The 23,776-nt window shown below is 59.1% G+C and carries 17 protein-coding genes; 6 read left to right on the top strand and 11 right to left on the bottom strand.

What is annotated here, in order from left to right; translation table 11 throughout:
* Positions 1 to 12: 12 nt before the first annotated feature.
* Positions 13 to 411, top strand: a complete 399-nt coding sequence (locus tag CCOY_RS02775) for a DUF3151 domain-containing protein (RefSeq protein WP_070449528.1) — start codon at positions 13 to 15, stop codon at positions 409 to 411.
* Positions 412 to 540: 129 nt separating this feature from the next.
* Here the strand turns inward: CCOY_RS02775 and CCOY_RS02770 are convergent, their stop codons facing one another.
* Positions 541 to 2,025 carry an integrase core domain-containing protein gene (locus CCOY_RS02770; protein WP_092101568.1) on the bottom strand — a complete coding sequence of 495 codons (1,485 nt, stop codon included), beginning with the start codon at positions 2,023 to 2,025 and terminating at the stop codon, positions 541 to 543.
* A gap of 298 nt (positions 2,026 to 2,323) precedes the next feature.
* Positions 2,324 to 3,385: a Cj0069 family protein gene (locus CCOY_RS02765; RefSeq protein WP_070422883.1), complete on the bottom strand. Its 1,062-nt coding sequence runs from the start codon at positions 3,383 to 3,385 to the stop codon at positions 2,324 to 2,326.
* Positions 3,386 to 3,687: 302 nt separating this feature from the next.
* On the opposite strand from CCOY_RS02765, the gene CCOY_RS02760 reads away from it, so the two are divergent.
* Positions 3,688 to 4,572, top strand: a complete 885-nt coding sequence (locus tag CCOY_RS02760; protein WP_070422836.1) for a sulfurtransferase — start codon at positions 3,688 to 3,690, stop codon at positions 4,570 to 4,572.
* A 60-nt stretch (positions 4,573 to 4,632) separates the two neighbouring features.
* A complete protein-coding gene (locus CCOY_RS02755; protein WP_244268683.1) occupies positions 4,633 to 6,417 on the top strand; it encodes an acetyl-CoA carboxylase biotin carboxylase subunit in 1,785 nt (594 codons plus the stop codon).
* Between the two features lie 58 nt (positions 6,418 to 6,475).
* Here CCOY_RS02755 and CCOY_RS02750 read toward each other — a convergent pair whose 3' ends face one another.
* Positions 6,476 to 7,309 (bottom strand): S1 family peptidase, encoded by an 834-nt coding sequence (locus CCOY_RS02750; RefSeq protein WP_217124971.1) that lies wholly within the window; start codon positions 7,307 to 7,309, stop codon positions 6,476 to 6,478.
* A 23-nt stretch (positions 7,310 to 7,332) separates the two neighbouring features.
* Here CCOY_RS02750 and CCOY_RS02745 point away from each other — a divergent pair, with 23 nt between their 5' ends.
* A complete protein-coding gene (locus tag CCOY_RS02745) occupies positions 7,333 to 7,836 on the top strand; it encodes a GNAT family N-acetyltransferase (protein ID WP_092102964.1) in 504 nt (167 codons plus the stop codon).
* Positions 7,837 to 8,413: 577 nt separating this feature from the next.
* On the opposite strand, the gene CCOY_RS02740 is transcribed toward CCOY_RS02745, so the two are convergent.
* The 3 genes from CCOY_RS02740 to CCOY_RS02730 are packed head-to-tail and all read right to left on the bottom strand — an operon-like array spanning position 8,414 to position 12,287.
* Positions 8,414 to 9,670: a 5-methylcytosine restriction system specificity protein McrC gene (locus CCOY_RS02740; RefSeq protein WP_092101564.1), complete on the bottom strand. Its 1,257-nt coding sequence runs from the start codon at positions 9,668 to 9,670 to the stop codon at positions 8,414 to 8,416.
* 6 nt (positions 9,671 to 9,676) lie between these two features.
* Positions 9,677 to 11,422 carry an McrB family protein gene (locus CCOY_RS02735; RefSeq protein ID WP_143028452.1) on the bottom strand — a complete coding sequence of 582 codons (1,746 nt, stop codon included), beginning with the start codon at positions 11,420 to 11,422 and terminating at the stop codon, positions 9,677 to 9,679.
* Positions 11,412 to 12,287, bottom strand: coding sequence for a DNA adenine methylase (locus CCOY_RS02730; RefSeq protein WP_092101560.1), 876 nt, complete (start codon positions 12,285 to 12,287; stop codon positions 11,412 to 11,414). Before CCOY_RS02730 ends, CCOY_RS02735 begins: the two co-directional genes overlap by 11 nt.
* Positions 12,288 to 12,486: 199 nt before the next feature.
* On the opposite strand from CCOY_RS02730, the gene CCOY_RS02725 reads away from it, so the two are divergent.
* A complete protein-coding gene (locus CCOY_RS02725; protein ID WP_092101558.1) occupies positions 12,487 to 13,608 on the top strand; it encodes a site-specific DNA-methyltransferase in 1,122 nt (373 codons plus the stop codon).
* A gap of 83 nt (positions 13,609 to 13,691) precedes the next feature.
* Here CCOY_RS02725 and CCOY_RS02720 read toward each other — a convergent pair whose 3' ends face one another.
* The 4 genes from CCOY_RS02720 to prpD form a co-directional block, all read right to left on the bottom strand.
* Positions 13,692 to 17,120 (bottom strand): pyruvate carboxylase, encoded by a 3,429-nt coding sequence (locus CCOY_RS02720; RefSeq protein ID WP_092101557.1) that lies wholly within the window; start codon positions 17,118 to 17,120, stop codon positions 13,692 to 13,694.
* Between the two features lie 174 nt (positions 17,121 to 17,294).
* Entirely contained in the window at positions 17,295 to 18,440 is a 1,146-nt protein-coding gene (locus CCOY_RS02715; protein ID WP_070422833.1) for a bifunctional 2-methylcitrate synthase/citrate synthase, read from the bottom strand.
* 41 nt (positions 18,441 to 18,481) lie between these two features.
* The gene (gene prpB / locus CCOY_RS02710) at positions 18,482 to 19,405 is read right to left on the bottom strand and encodes a methylisocitrate lyase (RefSeq protein WP_070422832.1); all 924 of its coding nucleotides are present in this window, start codon (positions 19,403 to 19,405) and stop codon (positions 18,482 to 18,484) included.
* On the bottom strand, positions 19,405 to 20,916 hold the full coding sequence (prpD, locus tag CCOY_RS02705) for a 2-methylcitrate dehydratase PrpD (protein ID WP_070570511.1): 1,512 nt from the start codon (positions 20,914 to 20,916) through the stop codon (positions 19,405 to 19,407). Before prpD ends, prpB begins: the two co-directional genes overlap by 1 nt.
* Positions 20,917 to 21,082: 166 nt before the next feature.
* Here prpD and CCOY_RS02700 point away from each other — a divergent pair, with 166 nt between their 5' ends.
* Complete coding sequence (locus tag CCOY_RS02700; RefSeq protein ID WP_070422830.1) at positions 21,083 to 22,360, top strand: helix-turn-helix domain-containing protein; 1,278 nt, start codon at positions 21,083 to 21,085, stop codon at positions 22,358 to 22,360.
* Here CCOY_RS02700 and CCOY_RS02695 read toward each other — a convergent pair.
* On the bottom strand, positions 22,338 to 23,744 hold the full coding sequence (locus tag CCOY_RS02695) for an NAD(P)H-quinone dehydrogenase (RefSeq protein WP_070450406.1): 1,407 nt from the start codon (positions 23,742 to 23,744) through the stop codon (positions 22,338 to 22,340). The two genes, CCOY_RS02700 and CCOY_RS02695, sit on opposite strands and share 23 nt — an antisense overlap.
* Positions 23,745 to 23,776 lie beyond the last annotated feature (32 nt).

Below are 23,776 nucleotides of genomic sequence, written 5' to 3'. Positions count from 1 at the left end.
AGCCTGGCCATCATGGAAATCAACGACATGCTCGCACCGAAGCCCATCGAACTTCCCGCAGACCCGGCCACCGGCAAGGACCTCCTTGCCGACGACACCGCGCTCGCCCACCCCGACTCCCCCGCCGTCTGGGCCACCCGCGCCGAGCGTGAACTCGAATCCGGCGACAAACTCATCGCTTACGCCTACGCCCGCACCGGCTACCACCGCTCCCTGGACCGCCTGCGCGCCAACGGTTGGAAGGGCTGGGGTCCGGTCCCGGCGTCCCACGAGCCGAACCGCGGTGTGCTCAAAGCCATCGCGATGCTCGCGCTGACCTCCAAGGCGATTGGCGACGACGCCGAGTACGACCGCTGCCGCCAAATGCTCTCCGATGCCGACCCGGCTAGCGTAAAGGAGCTGCTGGGGTAGGCGTCAAAAGCAGATCGTCTAGCTGCCTGTGAGGGGGCACTAGACGATCACTGTTATGTCCATAGAGTTTTTGGACAAGGAGTCCAGTCACTTATTGGACAAGGAGTCCGGTCACTTTCTGGACACGTCCTAGCCGTAGTTTTTCCGGGTGGGTTTGGCTCGCTTTGGTCTGGGTTTGGATAGGTCATGACGTAGCTTCGGTGGACGACGGTGCGTCATACCTTCGACGTGGTTGATGTTGATCTGTCCACCGGTGGGGCGGTGTTTGAGCTTGATCGGCAACGGAAAACTAAACAGGAATTCTCCGTCGTGAGCGGTGTAGAACTCGGCGACATTATCGACGGTGACGTGACTAAAGATATCTCTGTCTGCAAAGCGAAGACCGACATAGAGCGAGTAGCCGCAAACGGCAACGACACCGTGACGGTTGATGCGAAGCTCCAGTGGCACATCGATGTATTCGTATTCGAGTTTCTCCAGCTCGTCTATGCTGGTTATATCCGTGTGTGATGCACCTGGTGTGGTGATTACAGGAACGGTTTTGAACCTGGGCGAAGTGGCAGCTTCCCCAGGATCTTTTACATCCGCAGGCTTCGGCTGTGCATGCGGGTTGTTGGCAAGGTTGTAGTCAACAACGCGTTGCCATATCACTTCAGGATCCAGCGGATCTGTTGGTGATTCAGCCTGCGGGAACGTCTCCCAAGCCTGTTGCGGTGTGATGTGCATTTTGCCGACAAGCAGGCTTTGATGCCTCCGGTGAGTGTTGTACACCTCACGGTAGGCCACGATCGCTGCTTGCAACTCGTTAAACGTTGTTGGTGTGCGCGCATCAAGAAACTGCACCAAGGTGCGATGGGAGCGTTCGTCTTTGCCTTGCGTTGTGGGAGCAAACCCAGCGATCGCGACGACGCCTTGTTCAGCCAGCCATATTTCCGTTGCTGACAAACGCCCACGGTGGTAGGTGGCAAATGCTTCACTGTTGTCCGATAAGAGTTCTTGTGGTTTGCGGTAGTTATCAAAGGCTGCCGCCAACGTGGTGCGAGCGTCTTCGCCGTTTTCAGGACGCATAAACGCTTTCGTTCCTACGTCGAATCTGCTGGCGTCATCGATGACCTGATAGATCGTGGCCTGGGTGTGGTCAACATCGAACAGGCGGTAGACCAAAGCGTCGATCTGCCACAACTCGCAGACAAAATCGCGGGCGAAACGCTTATAAGAACTGCGTGGACGCTTACGCGCGTTGACATCGACCAAACCAGCGTTGTGCAGCCAGGTCGCAATTGTTGTGCGCGATGGAGTGCACTCTGGGCCAACTGCGTCGTACAAGCGGTAGTAGATCGACAACGGGCCGCAGTCCAATCCCTGCTCTTGCAGATCGAACCGTGCGTTAATGACAGCCTGGTAGTCAGCGTCTGTGTATTTGCGGGCAGGGTTTTTCGGAGCAGTGCTATCCGGCAGAATGCCGGACCGTCCACGTTCGGTGATGCGGTTTTTCACGTTGTGAAACGTCTGGCGTGAGATCTGTTCTTCTTTACAAAACTGCGTGATGGTCTTGCCGTCGCGGACCGGATCAAAATCCGCGATCTTTCTGCGCTTGTGCGATGAAATAGCCATCCGCCCATTCCACCCGCACGCTGTCCAAAAAGTGTGTGGACATCGTGTCCAATAAGTGACTGGACTCCTTGTCCAATAAGTCACGAGACATGACAGCACTAGACGATCACGAGTCCCCGGATGCATTTCCCCAGGTGATATTGAAAACAGATATCAATAAAATGCGGATCGTCTAGCAGCTCCGAAATGCAACTAGACGATTCGCATTCCCGGTCGGCGAAAACCGGGTCACGACAGACAAGAAGCCCCGGCACGGGATTTTCGGGCCGGGGCGTTGGTGTCGCCGAAAAGCCAGCGCTTACGCGTGCTTCGCCTCCACGCGCTTGATGGCCTCCTCGGCCACCATCTCCTGGATGCCCATGTCGAGCTCCGAGGTGAAGCCGACGCAGGAGCAGTTGATCTCGCCGAGGACGTAGGTGTCCTCCCCGGTCTCGTCGTCATCGGCAAGCATGAAGTCCGCGGTCCAGATCAGCGGAATGTTGTCGCCACCGAGGTTCTCGGCGATGACCGGGCGGGCCTCGGCGAACATGTCGACGAGCTCCTGCCACTCCTCCGGCTTCTGGTAGGTGTACTTCGCGCCGGAGAACAAGGTTGCGGAGAACGCGTCGCCGCCCTCAGCCGGCTTCTTGTGTACGACGAACACCGGGTGCGGGCCGACCAGCAGAATGCGGATCTCGCCCTCGACGATGCGCGGCATGAAGCGCATGTCCACCAGCATGCCGTTGTCGCCTTCGATGTACTGGTCACAGAAGTCCATGAACTCGCCGAGCTCGCGCTCCTCAGTGTGGTTGTCCACGGCCTCGGTGCACTTGAGCTTGGTGTCCAGCGGCAGGGCGGTGCCCGGTTCGACGGAGTCGGCCAGGGCTTCGTCGGCAAGGCGCACGCGCCAGATGCCGGAGCCGGTGGAGCCGCGGTTCTGCTTGAGCACGCGCTCGCCGTAGGACAGGGAGGTCGGGAAGGTGTTGTGGAAGTCCTCAACCTCGTAGTACGCGGCGGTATCTTCCGGCACAAGGTCGGTCTTGTTCAGCTTCACCAGGGCATCCTTCGCACCGTAGGAGATCATCTCCTGCGGGGTGGACATGCCGACCAGGCCGGCCTCGGACAGGCGGGTAAGCAGGTCAAAGTAGCCCTTTTCGCCGCCCGGGATGTTGCCCGGGTTCACACGCGAGATGTAGCCGTCGAAGTTCTCGGAGACGTACGTGAACAGGTCGTCGGCCCACTCCGGACGAAAGTAGACAACCTCTGCGTGCCAGCCCTTTTCCTTGATGGCGTTGACAATGGGCATGGTGTCCTTGCGGTGGCCGTCAATGTACTTGTCGGAGCCGCCCTCAACCTCGAAGACAACAATCGCCTTGTGCACGGTGATCCCTTTCATGATGTTGTCCCGCAGCGTGTGAATGCGGTCAGCGCATGCATCGGCGGGGTAGGTAAAAACTCGCGAAACATCTCAGCCGTAGCCGTCGTGTTCCGTCTCTGACTCTATCGGCTTAAAGCGACCCACACAGGGCGGCAGAATTGATAGTGTGCAAGTTCACACCTGTTGTGGCGAGGCGAGGTTTCTCGCCGATTCCGGCCGGGATTTGCTGGTACTACCTGTATCCTTGTCGGTGATTGTTCACTCGCCTATTCCGGCGGGGGCCGCAGAGACGAAAGGCAGCTGACGTGGGTATCGAACTCGACGACAATCCCCAGTTCAAGGACTACGCACATCCTGAGAAGTTTGTCACCGCCGCGTGGCTTTCGGCGCGGCTCGGCGTGGATGGTCTGAAGGTTGTCGAAAGTGATGAGGATGCGTTCCTCTACGACATCGGCCACATTCCGGGCGCGGTGCGCATTGACTGGAAGAGCGATCTTAACGACGAGCTCAACCGCGACTTCATCGACGGCGAAGCCTTTGCCAAACTCATGCGGTCCCGCGGCATCAGCCGCGACGACACGGTGGTGGTCTACGGCGACCACGCCAACTGGTGGGCTGCCTACACCGCCTGGGTGTTCGAGCTGTTCGGCCACCCCGACGTGCGCTTGCTCGATGGCGGACGCGACGCGTGGATGGGTGAGGAGCGCGACACGTCCTTCGTCGTTCCCTCCTACCCCGAGTCTGACTACCCCGTGGTGGAGCGCAAGGACACCGCAGTTCGCACCTTCGCCTCCGAGCTGCTGGATAATCCGCCGGAGCAGCTTATCGACGCCCGCCCAGCCCCCGCTTACCGCGGCGACGGCACCGCCCCTGTGCAACCCCAAGTACCGACGCTGCGCCAGGGCCACATTCCGGGCGCGTTTAGCGTCCCGTGGGGCCGTTCCGTGCACCCGAACGCGCGCTTCCGCCCGTTGGAGGACATCCGCGAGATCTACAAGGATTTCGATCCGAAGAAGCGCACAGTGGTGTACTGCCAGTTGGGCGAAAGCGCGTCGCACACCTGGTACGTCCTGAACAATATTCTCGGTTTCGAGGACGTTGCGCTGTACGACGGTTCCTGGGCCGAGTGGGGCAACATGGTCCGCGTCCCCGTGGCTAAAGGGGATTCCCGTGGTGGGGCTGTAACATAGAACGACATTTGTCCGATTTTCTGACGGTTCGTATTTCCGATTGAAGGACGGGATTGCTTCGTGTCCACCACCGCACCGAATACTGATCTGCCCCGCAGCCTGAGCAAGGTGCTCGTCGCTAATCGCGGCGAGATTGCCGTGCGCGTCATCCGCGCGTGCCAGGACGAAGGTGTTGCGTCGGTCGCGGTGTATGCAGACCCTGATGTCGATGCGCCGTTCGTCGCTCTTGCCGACGAAGCCTTCGCCCTCGGCGGCACCACCGCCGCCGAGTCTTACCTGGACATGGACAAGGTCATCGACGCCGCGCAGAAGTCCGGCGCCGACGCTATCCACCCGGGCTACGGCTTCCTCTCGGAGAACGCCGAGTTCGCGCAGAAGGTCATCGACGCTGGCCTGACCTGGATCGGCCCGTCGCCGGAGGCCATCGCGGCACTCGGTGACAAGGTCACCGCCCGCCACATCGCTGAAGCCGCCGACGCCCCCATGGCGCCCGGCACTAAGGACCCCGTGGCCAACGCTGACGAGGTCGTTGCGTTTGCCGACGAGCACGGCCTGCCCGTTGCCATCAAGGCAGCTTTCGGCGGTGGCGGTCGCGGCATGAAGGTCGCCTACACCCGCGAAGAGATTCCGGAACTGTTTGAGTCCGCCACCCGCGAAGCCACCGCAGCGTTCGGTCGTGGCGAGTGCTTCGTGGAGCGCTACCTGGACAAGGCCCGCCACGTTGAAGCGCAGGTGTTGGCTGATCAGCACGGCAACGTTGTCGTCGTCGGTACGCGCGATTGCTCCTTGCAGCGTCGCTTCCAAAAACTTGTCGAAGAAGCCCCAGCGCCCTTCCTCACCGACGAGCAGCGCGAGCGCATCCATTCCTCTGCCAAGGCCATCTGCCGCGAAGCAGGTTACTACGGCGCCGGCACCGTGGAGTACCTCGTGGGCTCTGACGGGCTGATCTCGTTTTTGGAGGTCAACACCCGCCTGCAGGTCGAACACCCCGTCACCGAGGTCACCGCCGGCATCGACCTCGTGCGCGAGCAGTTCCGTATCGCCCGCGGCGAGGAACTGCAGCTGACCGAAGACCCGGCTCCGCGTGGCCACGCTATTGAGTTCCGCATCAACGGCGAAGACGCCGCCGCAAACTTCATGCCGGCACCGGGCACCGTCGTTGCATACGCTGAGCCCACCGGCCCCGGCGTGCGTGTCGATTCCGGCGTGCGCGCAGGCTCCGTCATCGGCGGCCAGTTCGACTCCATGCTGGCGAAACTGATCGTCTACGGCGCCACCCGTCAAGAGGCCATCCAGCGTGCCCGCCGCACGCTTGGAGAATACGTGGTCACCGGCTTCCCCACCGTCATCCCCTTCCACCAGGCCATCCTGGATAACCCGGCATTCGTCGGCACCGAAGAGGGCTTCGACGTGTACACCCGCTGGATCGAGGAAGAGTGGGACGGTGAACTGCCCGCGTCCAGCGCCGATGCATCTATCGACGACGCCGACACCGACCTGCCGACCCGTCGCACCTTTGCCGTTGAAATCGACGGCCGCCGCATCGAAGTCGCCCTACCCGAGGAACTCGTCGCCGCAGGCCCCGCCAAGCGCAAGCCGAAGAAGCGCCGCGCAGGCAAGGCTGCTGTCTCCGGTGACGCCGTCGCCTCCCCCATGCAGGGTTCCGTGATCAAGGTCAACGTCTCCGAAGGCGACGAGGTTGCTGAAGGCGACGTCCTGCTGGTCCTCGAGGCCATGAAGATGGAGAACCCGGTCAAGGCACACAAGGCCGGCACCGTCACGGGCCTCGCCGCCGAGGCTGGCGGCCAGGTGTCCAAGGGCGCCGTGCTTATGGAGCTGAAGTAGCTGGTTGCTTCGGTGGCGCTTGTCCCACCCATTGCCCTGACAGATTTTGCAGAATCTGTCAGGGCAGACCTACGGAAACGGCGAACTGCTCCAGCACAGGTCCGATAAACGGCACGAGGAAGCCCAACACAACGGCGACCGCCACAACAATCGTGGCGATGGCCTCCGGAGAAGCGCTCGAGCCAGAGTGAGCCACATTGGTCGCGGGCGACTCGGGGGTCTCGGCGTCGTGGGTAACGGGCGTACCAATCGGTTTCGTGGCGCTGATCAGCTCGATCTCCTGCGCCTCCGTCACGCCTGGCCCGTTGAGCGGCTTCGAGGCACGGTTCAAGGAGGCCGACTCGCTTTTCCGGTTCGAGACTGTGCTCACGCCTGAGTAGACCGCCACCAGTCCCCTACCGGGCGCCCAGACGGGTGCCCCGGAGTCGCCCTTCACGCCAGCGCCGGCGTCCCAGTAGACGTTGTTGCCCACACGGCCGGTGTACGCACCACACTGCTGCTGTCCCCGGCTGAGCAGGCAGATCTCGTCGTTGGGGTGAAGATCCTCGAGGTCCACCACGGCGTCGGTGGTGATGGTGTTCGCGCCCAGTTGGACACCGTCGTCCCAGCGGATGATGCCCCAGTCGTTGCCGGTCGCAGACCTACCAAACTCCGTGGAGGGATAGAACGTTCCGTTCGCCTGACCCACGGCGGCGCGGCTGCCGTGGTCGCCACAGTGTCCGGCGGTGTAGCTAATCCGTTGGTTGGGGTCGTTGAATCCGATGGAGCAAATGCCCTTATCGACGACTACCACGCGGGCGCCCTGCTCCACCACCGGAACCTCGGCGTTGGCGATGGGGGTGAGGGCAAGGGTGGTTGCCGTGGTCGTCGATAGGAATATGCGTCGAAGCATGGGAAAAGATTAACGTGGTGCGCATGGATTACACACCTCAGTTCGAACTACGTGAAGCAACCGAGTCTGACCGGACGTACCTGCGCCGGCTGAACTTTCTTACCGACGTGTTCGGTGACGAGCACGGCGAGATCGGCCAAGAGGAAGCTGAAGGGTCTGACGACTACGTCGGAAACTGGGATCCGGAAGCCGAGGGCGGCGTTCTCGCGTTCGATCAGTTCCGCGTGCCGGCGGGCGGTGTGTGGCTGCGCTACTGGTCGACGCCCGAGCAGGGCTGGGCGAACCTGGGCAACGATATTCCGGAAATCGCGATTGCGGTGGAACGCCGCTACGCAGGGCACAAACTCGCCGTACGGCTCCTCGCTGCCGCGGTGGAGTTGGCCGCGAAGCAGGGTGCGCCGAAGGTGGCGCTATGGGTGGACCCGAACAACGAGCGTGCCCGCCACCGCTACGAAACTTTCGGATTTAAAAACGTCGACGGCCACGACAATGTCATGGCCGTCGACGTGAAGGACTTCACCGCCTAAGCGTTAGGCGATAACCACTACGAGGTCGCCGCCTTCCACCTTGGTAAGAATGCGGTAGCACCGAATAATAACCCGACTGCGCTCGACCTGTGTTTCAGAAAGAAGAAAATGGCGGATGCCTGGTGAGCATTCGCCCCTGTTTGAGCAGGCATCTGACAAGGCTCATTCTGGCAGTAGTTCCCCATGCAGGTTTTCGGTGTGTCGCTCCCTGAGTGTTTTGCAGTCGTATCTGGTAACGACGGCATGACTTTCCGGTAGTGCTTCAGTAAGTATCGGCTAGCTGCGCTGAATTGTGTCTTGGCACGGTAGCAGAACGCTACGCAGCGCAGAATTTAATCCTCGGGCGGGGCGAACGCTAGCGAATACTTCCGTCTGGATTAAGGGTATTGGTGTAGCTTCCTGCTGCGGGGTGCGGGATTGATTTTCGGGAAGATTCGATGCGCCGAGGATCGACGGCGTAGACCATTGCTGCAAAGAACGCTACCGGATGCTCACTGAGGCCCTTCCAGACACTCACTACACCGCTCCCGTTTCTTCTCCCTAACTGACAGCTCCTGACCTCTGAAATCGATGAAGGTTACTTCACCTCCACCTGCCTACAAATGTGAAGGATTCTTGCTGCTAAGATCTCGATTTGGTTTCCAACATTGTCGTTGAAGAGGTCGATCCCAAGTACAAAAAAGCGTATTTGCTCCTCGAAACGACCATACAGTTCAATCTCTCGTAGGGGAAGCGATCCAGGGAGTATCAAGAAGGCAACCTGCGCGCCAACAGTGTTTGCTGTCGCAAGCGCTTGGAAAGAGTGCTCCCTGTTAGGGAGACTGTTCTCGGAAAGCAGTGAATACTTGCATTCAAAACTGGCTCGAACGCCGTTTTTAAAAATCAGCATTCCATCCGGAATGACAGATCGCCCCCGATTGGTTGGCTTACCTTTCCAATTTAGAAATGGCAACTGCGCCTGTACTTGAGGCACGACGTCTCCCGCCAGACCCGCTATCACCGCCATGAGTCGCTCAAGAGCATTCTCAAGCAATCTCCATGGTTCAACTAAGAAAGAGACACCTAATTTGTTTCTTCCGCCAGCTTCACCGACCCTTTGTCGAAGAATCATCTCCGCCAGTTCCCACGCCCCACTGTAAGCAGCCCACTGCACAGGCAAGCGAGGCAAACGTACCACTGGGAGGGTGAACGATTCAGCAACGGGAGGCAGAGCTACTGTCCTGCTTGCCCGCTTAAGCGCGCTTGCAGCGGTATGCCCAGAAACCTTTCGTAAAACCGTTTGAATAGCAAGAGAGAAAACTCGGTTATAGATATTTTCGGCATCAACTTCACTTGCGAAAACGGGGAAGGATGTGGGACGGATAGGGTGATCAATCACCCATTTAGAAACATTTAGTTTCCCTTTCAATGACTTTAACGACCTATCACTGAAACTGTGTGCAATGATCGGCCCAGATACTTTAAAGGCTAGCTCCAATTCCGCAGCAAATTCTAAAGCTATGGCATCTGCCGCCGGCAAATACGGAAGCGCTGCTTCACTACCAGAGGGAACTGGAGACAGGTAGAACCGCGTATTGCTAGTGAAAAACTGCGAGACGTTGTAAATCCATTTCTCACCAACTACTCCCTTTGGACAAATCGTAAATCTAGCTCCCCCGGGCGCTACCCCTTCGCCAATGAGATTATTAAAGGTGACCGTACCTTCAGTGAGACTAACCACCCCCAAAGATATGGTTGGTCGAAGCGTGTCGGTCGCCCCTTCTAGCAGGCGCGAAAATGCAATTAAGTCTTTTTCCTGTACACGCGCAGGCAGATTCTCCTGAAATTGATACATTTGGGGCTAAACCCCACCCATTTGCCGTTCTATTTCCCGCTTGATCTCCTCTTGCGTTAGATCACCCAGACGCATAATCTCCAGTCGGCGCAAGCCTTTCATCCCAACGGATGGCGGAGGTTCTTTCCACCGCGCGGCCACCTTTGCTCCCTGTCCAGCCGATAAAACTTCATCTGCAAGCAAGATGGCGGCTAACGAGTCATCGTCGCCTTGAAGTTCAAGCTTCAAAGATTGAGCCACATTACTATCAAATGCCTCGGCGATGCTCCTCCAGAAAGCTTCTTCTGAATCCATTCGAAGTCCCCAAAAATTTGAGTGCCCCAATTGAAAATCGTTCCCGACAACCGAACTAATCCGATCGTTCAAGCTCTGAAGAAGCGCCGCTGCAACATCTGCCAGCTGGACCATTGATTGCTGGAGACCGCCGATCGCCGAATTACGTAAGTGCTGCTGTAAAAGGGAATAATCCGGCATTATTTCGGTAATGGTAAAACGTCGTCGCATCGCCGCATCTAGCGGAGCAATCGATCTGTCCGCAGTGTTCATGGCACCCACAATCCACAGGTTAGGTGGCAATGTGAAGGATTCAAGGAATCCTGCGATTTGTCGCTGATTGCTGCCTAAAAACTCACTAGGAATCTCGGCTTCTAGATCACTATAGGGAAGACGAACCACAGAAGTACCGCGCTGACCGGCATCCAACAATGAAAGAGTATCACCAAAAACCGCAGGTGTGTTCGCGCGATTAAACTCATCCAGAATCAACAATGCCACTGCATCGTGAGTCGCTGCAAAATGAGCCATGTTCACTAACGGCCCCGGAGTTGCTTTGATACGGGTCCCATGTTCAGACGGTTCTGGCCGTAACCCAATCACCAGATCCTCATAACTAAAGCTAGGATGCAAAGTCAGGGACATAACCTTGCCGGGAGTATCATTGTCTACTTCAAATGTAGCCCAGTTATAGGCTTTCTTTTCGGGATCGAACCGAACTTCATCGAGCAGCGTAGGCTTTTCGACGAACATCGCAAGCTGCCTAAGCAACATGGACTTTCCGGTACCAGGCGGTCCTACTAAAAGTTGATTTGGATTACTCGAGAGTTTATCGATCAGTTCTTCTAGGTTTGACCGATTATGGTTCATTCCTTGTGTGAATATCTCGATTTTAGAAGTTGTTCGCGCTGGCATCGATTCAATGATGCTGCATATTCGGGAGGGCAAATTATCTATTTTTGCCCATTCGAGCCCCACTGGGGGAGATGTCATGCAGACACGCAGATGGAGGGTCGATATCTCATCCGCCAATGCAACAGCAATGAGAAAAATATCTCCACAGCTTTTTAAGATGTCATCAAACTGGCGTGAAGCTTCTTCCCCCAATTGAAAATCTGGATTTCCTGGTATTGTTTCGACAGATTCTTGCGTGGGATCTAGCACCAGCCGCCACGGTTGCGGCGCTTTATTAGTCGCCCATTTCAGATGTGGTCGGTCAGCTGATTTCTCCACAACGCTTCCTACCGCTGTACCACCTGGCCACGAATATGTAACCGGAATGTTTTCACTCTCGTCCACCCCCAGCAATTCAGCTATTTTGCGATATTCCTCCGGATCCTGAGAAAGCTGCAAATAGTCCTTCGAATACGAGGAGTCAAGGCTACCATCTCGGTTTCTCAGCCCCCGTCCATAGAGAGCTTTATATGCAGATTTGTTGAGTCGGTAAACTAACAAACCTCGGATTTCTTTATATGCCAAGATTTGCTCCTAATATCAGGACCTCGGGAGACTTCCGTGACTCTACTGAACGCTTAGATTGAGCTGCCACTGATCGAGTGGTTGTGAAGGTTTGTATCTTTGCGAAAGAGAATAGCTCACGAACCTGTTCAGTATCCCGGTTGGACAGAAGCCACGCCACCCCTTTTTGGTCAAGATCTCGACAACAATCAGCGAGATCTTCAAGATCTGGCAATTCAAACGTTTTAGCGTTGTACCGATTAAATTTGCTGGTAGGTTCTTTTTCCTCCTGATTGGTCCAGATAGGAAGATAAGGTGGGTCTAGGTATACGAAATCTCCTGCCTGCGCCGACTGAAGCGCAACTCTAAAATCCTGCACGCTTATACTCGCCCCCTTCACCGCGTTCTTAAACTCTGCAAGTCTTTCATTCGACGGCATCTTAAACGCCCTCTTTCCCCATGGAGCATTCATTGCACCAGTTTTGGAATTCTCTCGCCATAAATGGTTCCAAGACGTCGCATTTAGGTATGCAAATCTGGCAGCCATATCAAACGGGTCTGTAGGCGACTGAGACCGCATCTCGTAATAGAATTCTTCGGAATCTTGCTTTTCAAAATTTGACAACGTTGCTAGAAAGCGATCTGTAGGATTCGCATAACCTCGCCAACCCGCAATCAAATGAGGGTTTACATCCGACAGGTAGGCACACCCCTCCACCCTTTTGTAAAGCGTGAGGTAGACTGCACCGCCCCCCAAGAATGGTTCATAATAGTCCTGAATCGCAGATGGTACAGCGGGAAGAATCTTTGAAAGAAGACGCGATTTCCCTCCCGCCCATCGAACGAGGGGTTTCACACGGGTGGAAATCTCCCCATTAGCACTCATATTCGATAAACCTCTCAAGCTTGCACGACAGAATCGTAACAAGCCATATACTCTCTTTGCCTCTTAATCATGCGATTCTTAGTAACGAGGGTGAAAATTGCAATTAACTTGGAAGAACAAAGATCTTACTCTTCTAGCGGATGGTTCGATTGGCTACCGATGGGTTGATGGGCCGCTCCCCCCGGAGAAGGTGGGTGTCATGTACGAGAAGCGTCCGCGATCAACTCATTCTGAAAACTCAATTGTTGTAGGAGATGTTTTAGACTGTGCCGAATGGCTAAAGGCCCACTATGGAAAGCAAAGCGTATCGCTGATCTACATTGACCCGCCCTTCAACACTCAAAAAACATTCCAGTCCTACGCAGACCGTCTTAGCCATGAAGAATGGCTCTCAATGTTCAAGGACAGACTGGTTGCGACCGCTCCTCTACTGAAAAATGACGGATCTGTATGGGTGCATCTCGACGATTCAGAGCTTCACCACGCTCGTTTCGTTCTCGATGAGATTTTCGGAGAGAAAGCTTACGTCGGGTCCATCATTTGGGAAAAAAGGACATCCAGGGAATCGCGATCGGCGCTAAGCTCCGCTCACGATACCATCCTCATTTATTCCCCTGCTGGCCCCCAGAAATGGAAGTTGAAGAGGAATTTGATTCCCCGCAGACAAGACCAGCTGAAAAACCCTGATAATGATCCACGGGGCAGTTGGGCTGACGCCCCGTTCACCGCCCCAGGTTATAGAGATGGGCAACAGTATCCGATCGTGACACCAACAGGCGAAAGAAAACTCCCGCCTAAAGGGCGATCCTGGTACACAGCAGAAGATCGGTTCCATGAACTCATGCAGGATAACCGCATTTGGTTTCCCAAGAACGGAAACGGCAGCCCTCGATTGAAGCGTTTTAGTTGGGAACTTAAAGGTCTCGTGCCGAAAACACTTTGGTTTGCAGATGAAGTGGGAACAACGGAATCAGCGAAACGAAAACTCATCAAGACATTTCACACCGAGATTCCGTTTGACACTCCGAAACCGGTCGAATTACTTGAACGCATCGTCCAAATCGCCACTGATGAAGGGGATATCGTCATGGATTTTTTTGCAGGAAGTGGAACCACTATGGAGGCAGCAGCCCGTCATAGGCGGAACTGGATTGTCGTTGAACGTTCCTTTGAAACGACGCGTGATTTCATAACCCCTCGCTTTCAGAATTTACAATCCGAACTTCCTTCTGTAGACCTATCGAATCTCATCCAAGCATTTCCGCGTTATGGTGAAGCTCAACCTATAAGCGCCCTGGATCTTCTGACCGCTCACCCATAATCCTGGCCTTAACGGGATTTAAAAACGTCGACGGCCACGACAATGTCATGGCCGTCGACGTGAAGGGCTTCACCGCCTAAGCATTAGGCGATAACTACCACGAGGTCGCCGCCTTCCACCTTGGTCGGCTTGGTCAGCGCGATGCGCTCGATCACGCCCGACTTCGGTGCGGAGATCGCGGCCTCCATCTTCATAGCCTCGATGGTTGCGACCGGGTCGCCTTCCTTGACCTCGTCGCCTTCCTTCACCGTGACGGTGACGGCACCAGCGAACGGTGCGGCCACGTGGCCCGGGTTGGAGGCGTCGGCCTTCTCCACCTCGGCAACGGTGGACTCGACGTTCTCGTCGCGGACGGCAACCGGGCGGACCTGGCCATTGACGGTCAGGATGACCTGGCGCATGCCCTTCTCATCCGGCTCGCCGACAGCGTCGAGGCTGACCACCAGCGGCGGACGGTTTTCGTCGATCTCGCCGTAGTAGATCATGGTCTCCACGCCCTCTTCAAGGCCGTAGAAGAAGGTCTTGTCACCCAACTGGTCGGTGATGCCGTAGGTGCGCAGGTGCTCCTGGTACTCGGCGTACTGCTTCGGGAACAGCAGCTGATCCAGCGCCGCACGACGCACACTGTGGTCGTCGGACTGCAGATCCGGCTCGAGCTCTGCCGGCACCTGGACGGTGTGGTCGACCTCGGAACGGTTCTCCAGCGCCTTTTCGCGCAGCAGCGGCCAGCCACCCGGAGGGGTGCCCAGCTCGCCCTGCAGGAAGCCGATGACGGATTCCGGAATGTCGTACTTGCGCGGGTTCTCTGCGAACTCCTGCGGGCTAACGCCCTGGCCGACGAGCTGCAGTGCCAGGTCGCCGACAACCTTGGAGGACGGGGTGACCTTGGTCGGGCGGCCGAGGATCTCGTTTACGCCTGCGTAGTAGTCCTCGATGAGCTCGAAGCGGTCTTCCAGGCCAAGCGCCTTCGCCTGGGTGCGAAGGTTGGAGAGCTGACCGCCCGGAATCTCGTGCTTGTACACACGGCCGGTCGGGCCCGGGATGCCGGACTCGAACGGTGCGTAGACCTGGCGCACGGCTTCCCAGTACGGCTCCATATCGAAGACGGCCTGCAGGTCGATGCCGGTGTCGCGCTCGGTGTTCTCAAACGCTGCGACGAGGGCGGACATCGACGGCTGGGAGGTGGTGCCTGCCAGCGGAGCGGATGCAACGTCGACGATGTCGGCACCGGCGTTGGCAGCCGCAAGGTAGGTCGAGAGCTGACCGCCCGCAGTGTCGTGGGTGTGGACGTGCACCGGCAGGTCGAAGCGCTCACGCAGCGCCTTCACCAGCTTGGCGGCTGCTGCCGGACGCATCAGGCCAGCCATGTCCTTAATCGCCAGGACGTGGGCGCCAGCCTCGACGATCTCCTCGGCGAGCTTCAGGTAGTAGTCCAGCGTGTACAGATCCTCATTCGGATCCATCAGGTTGCCGGAGTACGCCATCGCAACCTCGGCGACGGTGGTGTTGGTTTCCAGCACTGCGTCGATCGCCGGGCGCATCTGGGAGACGTCATTCAGCGCGTCGAAGATTCGGAAGATGTCAATACCGGACGAGGCTGCTTCCTGGACGAACGCCTTGGTCACGTTGTCCGGGTACGGGGTGTAGCCAACAGTGTTGCGGCCACGCAGCAGCATCTGAATGTTGACGTTCGGCATCGCCTCGCGCAGCTCGTCGAGACGCATCCACGGCGACTCGTGGAGGAAGCGCATGCCCACATCGAAGGTAGCGCCGCCCCATGCCTCAACGGAGGTCAACTCCGGGGTCAGGTGACCCACATGCTTCGCGGCAGCCACAAGGGTGTTGGTGCGAATACGGGTTGCCAAAAGTGACTGGTGAGCGTCACGGAACGTGGTCTCGGTGACACCCAGAGCGGTCTGATTGCGGATCTTTTCAGCCCACTTTGTCGGGCCGAGCTCGAGCAGGTCGTTGCGGGAGCCGCGTGGCATTTCGCCGTACTTGAGCTCCGGAAGCTTCTTCGACGGCTGAATGTTCGTCGGACGGGCACCGTTCGGCTGGTTCACCGTCACGGATGCGACGTAGTCGAGGATCTTGCCGGCATCGTCAGCTGCCGCCGGAGCCTCGAGCAGGTGCGGGTGGTCCGCGATGAAGCCGGTGTTGATGCGCTCGTTGCGGAACTCGTCCTCGCTGAGCAGGGCGCGCAGGAAGCCGATGTTCGTGGACAGGCCCGTAATGGAGAACTCGTTCAGGGCGCGCAGGGCACGGTCGACGGCGACCTGGAAGTTGCGGCCACGGCAGGTCATCTTGACCAGCAGGGAGTCGAAGTTCGGGGTGATGGTGGTACCGACGGCCACGGAGCCGTCGAGACGCACACCTGCACCACCCGGGGAGCGGTAGCCGGTGACCACGCCGGAGTCCGGTCGGAAGCCGTTGGCCGGGTCCTCGGTGGTGATGCGGCACTGCAGGGCTGCGCCGTTGACCTCGATGAGGTCCTGGGTGAGGTGGATGTCCTCCAGCTTCGCGCCGGCGGCGATGTACATCTGGTTCTTTACGATGTCGATGCCGGTGACTTCCTCGGTCACCGTGTGCTCGACCTGCACGCGCGGGTTCATCTCGATGAAGACGTGGTTGCCGGACTCGTCGACAAGAAACTCGACCGTACCTGCGCCCTCGTAGTTGATTTCCTTACAGAACGCCACAGCGTCGGCACAGATCTTCTGGCGCTGCTCTTCCGTGATGTGCTGCGCCGGAGCGATCTCAACAACCTTCTGGTGGCGGCGCTGCACGGAGCAGTCACGCTCAAACAGGTGCACCACGTTGCCGTAAGAGTCAGCCATGATCTGCACCTCAATGTGCTGCGGGCGGATCACGGCGCGCTCGATGTAGACGTTCGGGTCACCGAAGGCTGCCTCAGCCTCGCGGGATGCCTCGGCTGCGAGACGCTCAACGTCCTCGATCTTCTCAATGAAACGCATGCCGCGTCCGCCGCCACCGGCGACAGCCTTCACAAACACCGGGAACTCGAAGTCCTTGGCAAACTCTGCCAGCTGCTTCGGGTCGGACGACGGCTCAGAGTCCTTCAGCACCGGCAGGCCGGCACGCTCAGCGGCCTGGACAGCGGCGGACTTGTCGCCCGTCAGGTCCAGCGTCTCCGGGGTCGGGCCGATGAACTTAATGCCGTTGTCGCGGCAGGCACGAGCCAGGTCAGCACGCTCGGAGAGGAAGCCGTAGCCCGGGTAGACGGCATCTGCGCCAGTTTGCTTCGCGGCACGGATGATTTCGTCGATGTTCAGGTACGCCTTGACCGGCTGGCCGGCCTCGCCGATCTGGACTGCCTCGTCCGCGAACGGACGGTGGAACGAGTTACGGTCCTCGCGGGGGTAGACCGCGACGGTCTTCGCGCCAGTTTCAAAGGCTGCACGGAAGGCACGAACGGCGATCTCACCGCGGTTAGCTACCAGGATTTTCTTGAATGCTGGCAGGTCATTAAGCGGGAGGTTATCCGGGTTCATTTTGTTCCTTTCCTCAAGGAAAGATCGAAGTCATACTGCAACGGGTAGTTTAGTACAGGTCACACTTTTCTTGGGTCGTTTTCGCCAACGAATGTGACACGTTTGCACCCTAACGCGGGGGTGCAAAAACGCGGGCGCCGCGTTGCGACGACCCGCGTTTCGGGGGTGATCCGCTTACGCCTTGACGTGGCGCTCCTCCGGGCCGTTGTAGGCCGAGAGTGGACGGATCAGGGAGTTGTTCTCAAACTGCTCGATGATGTGAGCGGTCCAGCCGGTAATGCGGGACATCACGAACAGCGGGGTGAAGAACTCGATGTCGAAGCCCAGGATGTAGTAGGCCGGGCCGGACGGGAAGTCCAGGTTCGGACGGATCTTGATCGAGGTGTTGTCGTGCATGGTTTTGGCCATGATGTCGTACATCTCGACCCACTTCTGAGCGTCCTTCTCCGGATGCTCCGCAGCGAGCTTCTTAAAGGCGGCTTCCATCGTCGGCACGCGCGAGTCGCCCTTCTTGTACACGCGGTGGCCGAAGCCCATGACGAGCTCCTTGTTCTTGAGCTTGTCCAGGCACCACTGCTCTGCCTTGGCCGGGTCGCCGATTTCGGTCATGTGGTGCATGACGAACTCGTTGGCGCCACCGTGCAGCGGGCCCTTCAGGGCACCGATTGCGCCGGTGATTGCGGACCAGCCGTCGGACATCGTCGAGGCAATCGTGCGGGCCGTGAAGGTGGAGGCGTTGAAGGAGTGCTCGGCGTAGAGGATCATCGTCTTCTCAAACGCCTCGATGTCGGACGGGATGTTGGCCGGGGACTTCTCATCGTCACCAAAAACCATCCAGAGGAAGTTCTCGGAGAAGCCCTTCTCCTTGCTCGGGGCGATGTACTCCTTGCCCTGGCGGCGACGGATGTCGGTTGCGACAATCGTCGGCAGCTTGGCCAGCAGCTTGCGGCCGATGCCACGCAGGTGATCGGAATCCGGGGTGAACTTCTCCGGATCCTCTGCACCCAGGTAGGACACTGCGGTACGCAGCACGTCCATCGGGTGGCAGTCCTTCGGCATGAAGTTGATGATCTGGATCAGTTCTTCATCGATGTCGCGGTTTTCCATGCAGCCACCGCGGAACTCTGCAAACTGCTCCTCGGTCGGCAGTTCACCGTTCCACAGCAGGTATGCCACTTCCTCGAAGGTGCAATGCTCTGCCAGTTCCTGGACCGGGTAGCCGCGGTACAGCAGCGAGTTGGTCTCCGGGTTGACCTTGGACACTGCGGTGTAGTCAGCGACAACGCCGTTGAGGCCCTTACGAATTTCCTGCTCAGTCATGATGATTCACTCCTTCTTGGTGGTGGTGTTGGTGGTGGCGTCTACTGCTCAAAGGTGGAGCTGTAGGTGTCTTTCGAGTAGGTGAAGACGGATTGGTCGAACTGGTTGTATTCGTCGTAGCGCACCAGTTCGTAGAGGCGGGCGCGGTGCTGCATCTTGTCCAGCCACGGCACCTGGGTGCCGGTTTCTGCGATGTCGCGCAGCATTGCTTCGGTCTGGCCCATGGCGATGCGGAAGGTGGTCACCGGCCAGATCACGGCGTTGTAGCCGAGGTTTTCCAGCTGCTGGGCACTGAGCAGGTCGGTCTTGCCAAACTCGGTCATGTTGGCCAGAAGCGGCGTGTCCACGGCGGCGCGGAACTTGGCAAAGTCTTCCTCCGAGTACAGCGCTTCGGTGAAGATGAGGTCCGCACCCGCGTCGGCGTATGCCTTCGCACGCTCGATGGCCTCGTCGATGCCTTCGATGCCGGCGGCGTCGGTGCGGGCACAGATGACGAAGTCGTCGTCCTGGCGCTCGCGCACCGCTGCGGTGATGCGGCGGATCATCAGGTCACGCGGCACAACTTCCTTGCCGTCGAGGTGACCGCAGCGCTTCGGGTTGACCTGGTCTTCCAGGTGGAGGCCAGCCAGGCCTGCCGCTTCAAACTCGGCGACGGTGCGGGCTGCGGACATCGGCTCGCCGAAGCCGGTGTCGGCGTCGATGAGCACCGGCAGGTTGGTGGCGCGGGCGATCTGGCCGCCGCGGTTTGCAACCTCGGAAAGCGTGGTCAGGCCGATGTCTGGCAGGCCCAGGTCGTTGGCTACCACGGCGCCGGAGACGTACACGCCGGAGAAGGATCCGATGTCCTCGATCAGGCGCGCGGTCAGCGGGTTGAAGGCGCCGGGCAGGGTGGTGATTTTTTCGTCGACAAGCGATGCTCGCAGTGCTTTGCGACGCTCGTTCGGGGTTGTGTCAGGCTTGAACATTAGAAGATGCCTCCCGGGATCTCCTCTGCAGCGGCGCGGGTTGCGTCGTTGACGCGGATGTTAAGTTCGGTCAGGTCAGTGAGGTTTTCCAGATCCTGCACGGCGGCGAGGAAGCGGTCCTGCTCGTCCTTATCGACGATGCCCTCAGCCAGGGTGCGGAACTTCTGGATGTAGTTCTCACGCTCGAACGGACGAGCACCGTACGGGTGGGCGTCGGCGACAGCCATCTCATCCTCGATGACAGTGCCGTCGTTGAAGGTGATGACAGCCTTGGCGCCGAATGCCTTCTCGTCCGGATCCTGCGAGTGGTAGCGACGGGTCCACTCCGGGTCCTCCACCGTGGACACCTTGTGCCACAGCTCGACGGTCTCCGGACGGTTTGCGCGCTCCGGGGTGTAGGAGTCGACGTGGTGCCAGCCGCCGTCCTCAAGGGCGACAGCGAACATGTACATGATCGAGTGGTCCAGAGTCTCGCGGGATGCCTTCGGATCCATCTTCTGCGGGTCGTTCGCGCCGGTGCCGATGACGTAGTGGGTGTGGTGCGAGGTGTGCAGCACGATGGACTCGATCTCGGCGGTGGTCTTGCCTGCGTCTGCGATGGTCTGCTTCATGCGACGAGCCAGGTCAATCGGAGCCTGTGCCTGGTACTCGGCGGAGTGCTCCTTGGTGTAGGTGTCCAGGATCGCGCGCTTCGGCTCGCCGTCTGCCGGCAGCGGGACGGTGTAGGTGCGCTCCGGGGAGTGCAGCATCCATGCGATGAAGCCGTCTTCGCCTTCCCAGATCGGGGCCGGTGCGCCCTCGCCGCGCATGGCGCGGTCCACCGCTTCGATGGCCATCTTGCCGGCGAACGCCGGGGCGGATGCCTTCCAGGAGGAGATCAGGCCCTTGCGGGACTGGCGGGTTGCGGTGGTGGTGTGCAGTGCCTGGCCGATTGCCTGGTAGATGGTGTCCACGTCCAGGTTGAGCATGGTGCCGATGCCAGCTGCGGCCGAGGGGCCAAGGTGTGCAACGTGGTCGATCTTCCACTCGTGCAGGCAGATGCCCTTGACCAGGTTGACCTGGATTTCGTAGCCAGTAGCGATGCCGCGGATCAGCGCCTTGCCGTCGAGGCCCTTGTGCTGTGCAACAGCAAGGATCGGCGGGATGTTGTCGCCCGGGTGGGAGTACTCGGCGGCAAGGAAGGTGTCGTGGAAGTCGAGCTCGCGCACGGCGGTGCCGTTTGCGAAAGCGACCCATTCTGCGGAGTAGGTGCCGTCTTCGCCGAAGACGAGTGCGCCCTTGTTGTCTGCCGGGTGTGCCTTGGCCATTGCGCGGGCGACGGCGACCGGGCGGCGGTTATAGGAGGCAACAGCGACAGAAGCGTTGTCGATGATGCGGTTGATGATCATTTCGCGGGTATCTTCCGGCACCTCAACCGGGTCGGCCGCGACCTTGGCAATCTTGTAGGCCAGATGCTCTTCAATCGGGAAGTCTTCTGCGGACTTATGGGTACGTACCTCGTGTTGGATCATTCTTCGGCTCCTTCTGGCGATCGAGATGATGATGAACCTCATATTAGGAGCGAAAGTGTGTTGCGCATCATAGTGGAAGTTGCGTATTCTTGCGTCCTGAAACTGGCAGACTTGCAAAGTGTTGCAAATCACCAGGCCAAGCGGCTGAGAAGGAGCAAAATCAACGATGGCAAAGCTGTACGCGGGGGGTCAGATCCGCACACTGCGCACCGCTCGCAACCTCACTCAAGCCGATGCGGCGGTCCTCGTCGGTATCTCGCCGAGCTATCTCAACCAGTTGGAAAACGATCAGCGCCCTCTCACTGCAACGGTGTTGTTGCAGTTAACGTCCGCCTTCGGGGTGGATGCTTCCTTCTTCTCCGGCGACGCCGAACGCGAAACCGCAGCCGCCCTTTCGGAACTGCTCCCCGGCATCGCGCAGCACGAGCTGGAGGAATTCGCCCGCCACTTCCCTACCCTTGCGGAGCGTGTCCGAACCATCCCCGAGCGCCTCAACGAGCAAGCCCCCAACCCCTACGAGTACGCACGCAGCTTTTTCCAGGAACACAGCAACTACTTCCACTCCCTGGATTCAGCGGCCGAAACGCTTGCGGAGCATCTTGGTGGCCGCCAGTTGCGCCTGACCCGTCTTGCGTCGGTCCTCGACCGCGACTTCGGCTACACCGTGCGCTTCAACCAGCCTGTGGAGTCGGGTCGCTCCGACATCGACACCACCACCCGCGAGATCCGCCTGCGCTCCGGCTTGAGCGAAGCGCAACAGTGCTTCGAGCTGTCCTACCGCTACAGCAATCTCGCCCACGGCGACGTGATGTCAGAGCTCATTGCGCGTATCGACGACACCCCGGCCCGCAACGTCACCACCCACGGCTTAGCCCAGTACTTCGCGGCTGCCGTCACCATGCCGTACACGGAGATCCTGCAGGCTGCCCACGAGACGCGCTACGACATCGATGTCATCTCGGCCCGCTTCGGCACCGGATTCGAATCCACCTGCCAACGCCTCGGCACACTGCAGCGCCCCGGCGCGCAGGCTGTGCCGTTTGTATTTATGCGCACCGACCGCGCAGGAAATGTGTCCAAGCGCCAGGCCACCACGTCGTTCCGCTTCGCCGTCTCCGGCGATACCTGCCCGCTATGGGTGGTGCACCGTGCGTTTGAAACCCCAAACCGTGTGACCAGGCAGGTCTCCACCACCCCGGACGGGCGCACACAGATGTGGGTTGCGCGCATGGTGCAGGGTCCCGCCGTGGGCTTTGGTCAGCCCCGGCGCGAGCACGCCGTAGCGCTTGGCTGCGACGCCGCATACGCACCCCAACTGGTGTACGCCGACGGCCTTGATCTGGCCCCGGCGTCAGCTACCCCGATTGGTCCGGGGTGCGCGACGTGTCCGCGCACCCGCTGCCCCCAACGTGCGTTTCCGGCTAGTCCAGATCCGACTTTGTAATCAGGCGGCGAGCCGCCTCGGTAATCGAGCCCGACAGGGACGGGTACACCGCCATCGAGTTAGCCAGCTGGGTGACGGTGAGGCTGTTGGTTACCGCGATGGTCAGCGACAAGATCAGCTCGGATGCCGTCGGCGCCACGATTACGCCACCGATGACCTGGCCGGAGCCCTTGCGGGCGAAAATCTTCACAAATCCGTACTGCAGGGAACGCATCTTGGCGCGCGGGTTCGTCGACAAGGGCAGCTTGTAGATGTCTGCCTCAACCTTGCCGTCGCGGATCTCCTGCTCCGTAACACCCACGGCAGCGATCTCCGGACGGGTGAACACGGCGTTGCCAACCGTCTTCAGGCGGATCGGGCTGACACCGTCGCCCATCGCGTGGTCAACGGCAGTGCGGCCCTGCTGCGCCGCAACCGACGCCAGCGGCATGAGGTCCGTGCAGTCGCCCGCAGCGTAAATGCCGGCGACGTTAGTGCGCGAGACGCGGTCCACATGAATGTGGCCGGACGGGGTGGTCTCCACCTTTGCGGCCTCAAGGTTCAAATCTGCCGTATTCGGAACAGAACCGATGGACATCATCACGTGCGAACCCTCAATGGCGCGGCCATCAGTGGTGTGCACGACCACAGCGTCACCCGTGTTTTCCACACGCTCCACACGCGCGTCCTTCTCCAACTGCACGCCGCGATCCGCCAGGACCTTCTCCAAGACATCGGCGGCGTCGGCGTCGTCGTGAGGCAAAATGCGATCGCGGGAAGCAACCATGGTCACCTTCACGCCCAGCTCCGCAAACGCAGAGACAAACTCCGCACCAGTCACGCCAGAACCAACCACAATGAGGTGGGTCGGCAGCTCCTGCAGGTCATACATCTGACGCCAGTTCAGGATGCGCTCGCCGTCCGGCTCCGCCCCCTTGAGCACACGCGGGCTCGCACCCGTGCACACAAGCACCATGTCGCAGCTGACGTGCTCAGTCTCACCAGACTCGGTGACAATCTCAATGTCATGCGTAGTGTGACCGACCTGCTTATCAGAGAAGCGCGCACGCCCCTTGACCAGGCGCACGCCCTTGCGCTCAAGCTGCTCGCGGATGTCACTGGACTGCTCCGCCGCCAACTGCTTCACACGCTCATTCAGCGCCAGCAGCGACAGCTTCGCGTCACCCAACGTGTGGTTGAGCCCCATATCGTCCGCGCGGCGCAAGTCCGTCTTAATGTTCGCGCCCGCAATGAAGCTTTTCGACGGCACAACGTCCTTACGGATCGCCGAGCCGCCAGCCCCAGAATCTTCCACCAACGTGATGTCTGCGCCGCGTTTCGACGCGAGCAGCGCGGCCTCGTATCCGCCGGGGCCTCCACCCATGATGACAATCTTCTTGGACAAAACGGCTCTCCTCAAAGTTTCAGACTTGACGT

The organism is Corynebacterium coyleae (genome assembly GCF_030408635.1).
Taxonomy (GTDB): Bacteria; Actinomycetota; Actinomycetes; order Mycobacteriales; family Mycobacteriaceae; genus Corynebacterium; species Corynebacterium coyleae.
This window is presented reverse-complemented; position numbering and strand designations above follow the sequence as displayed.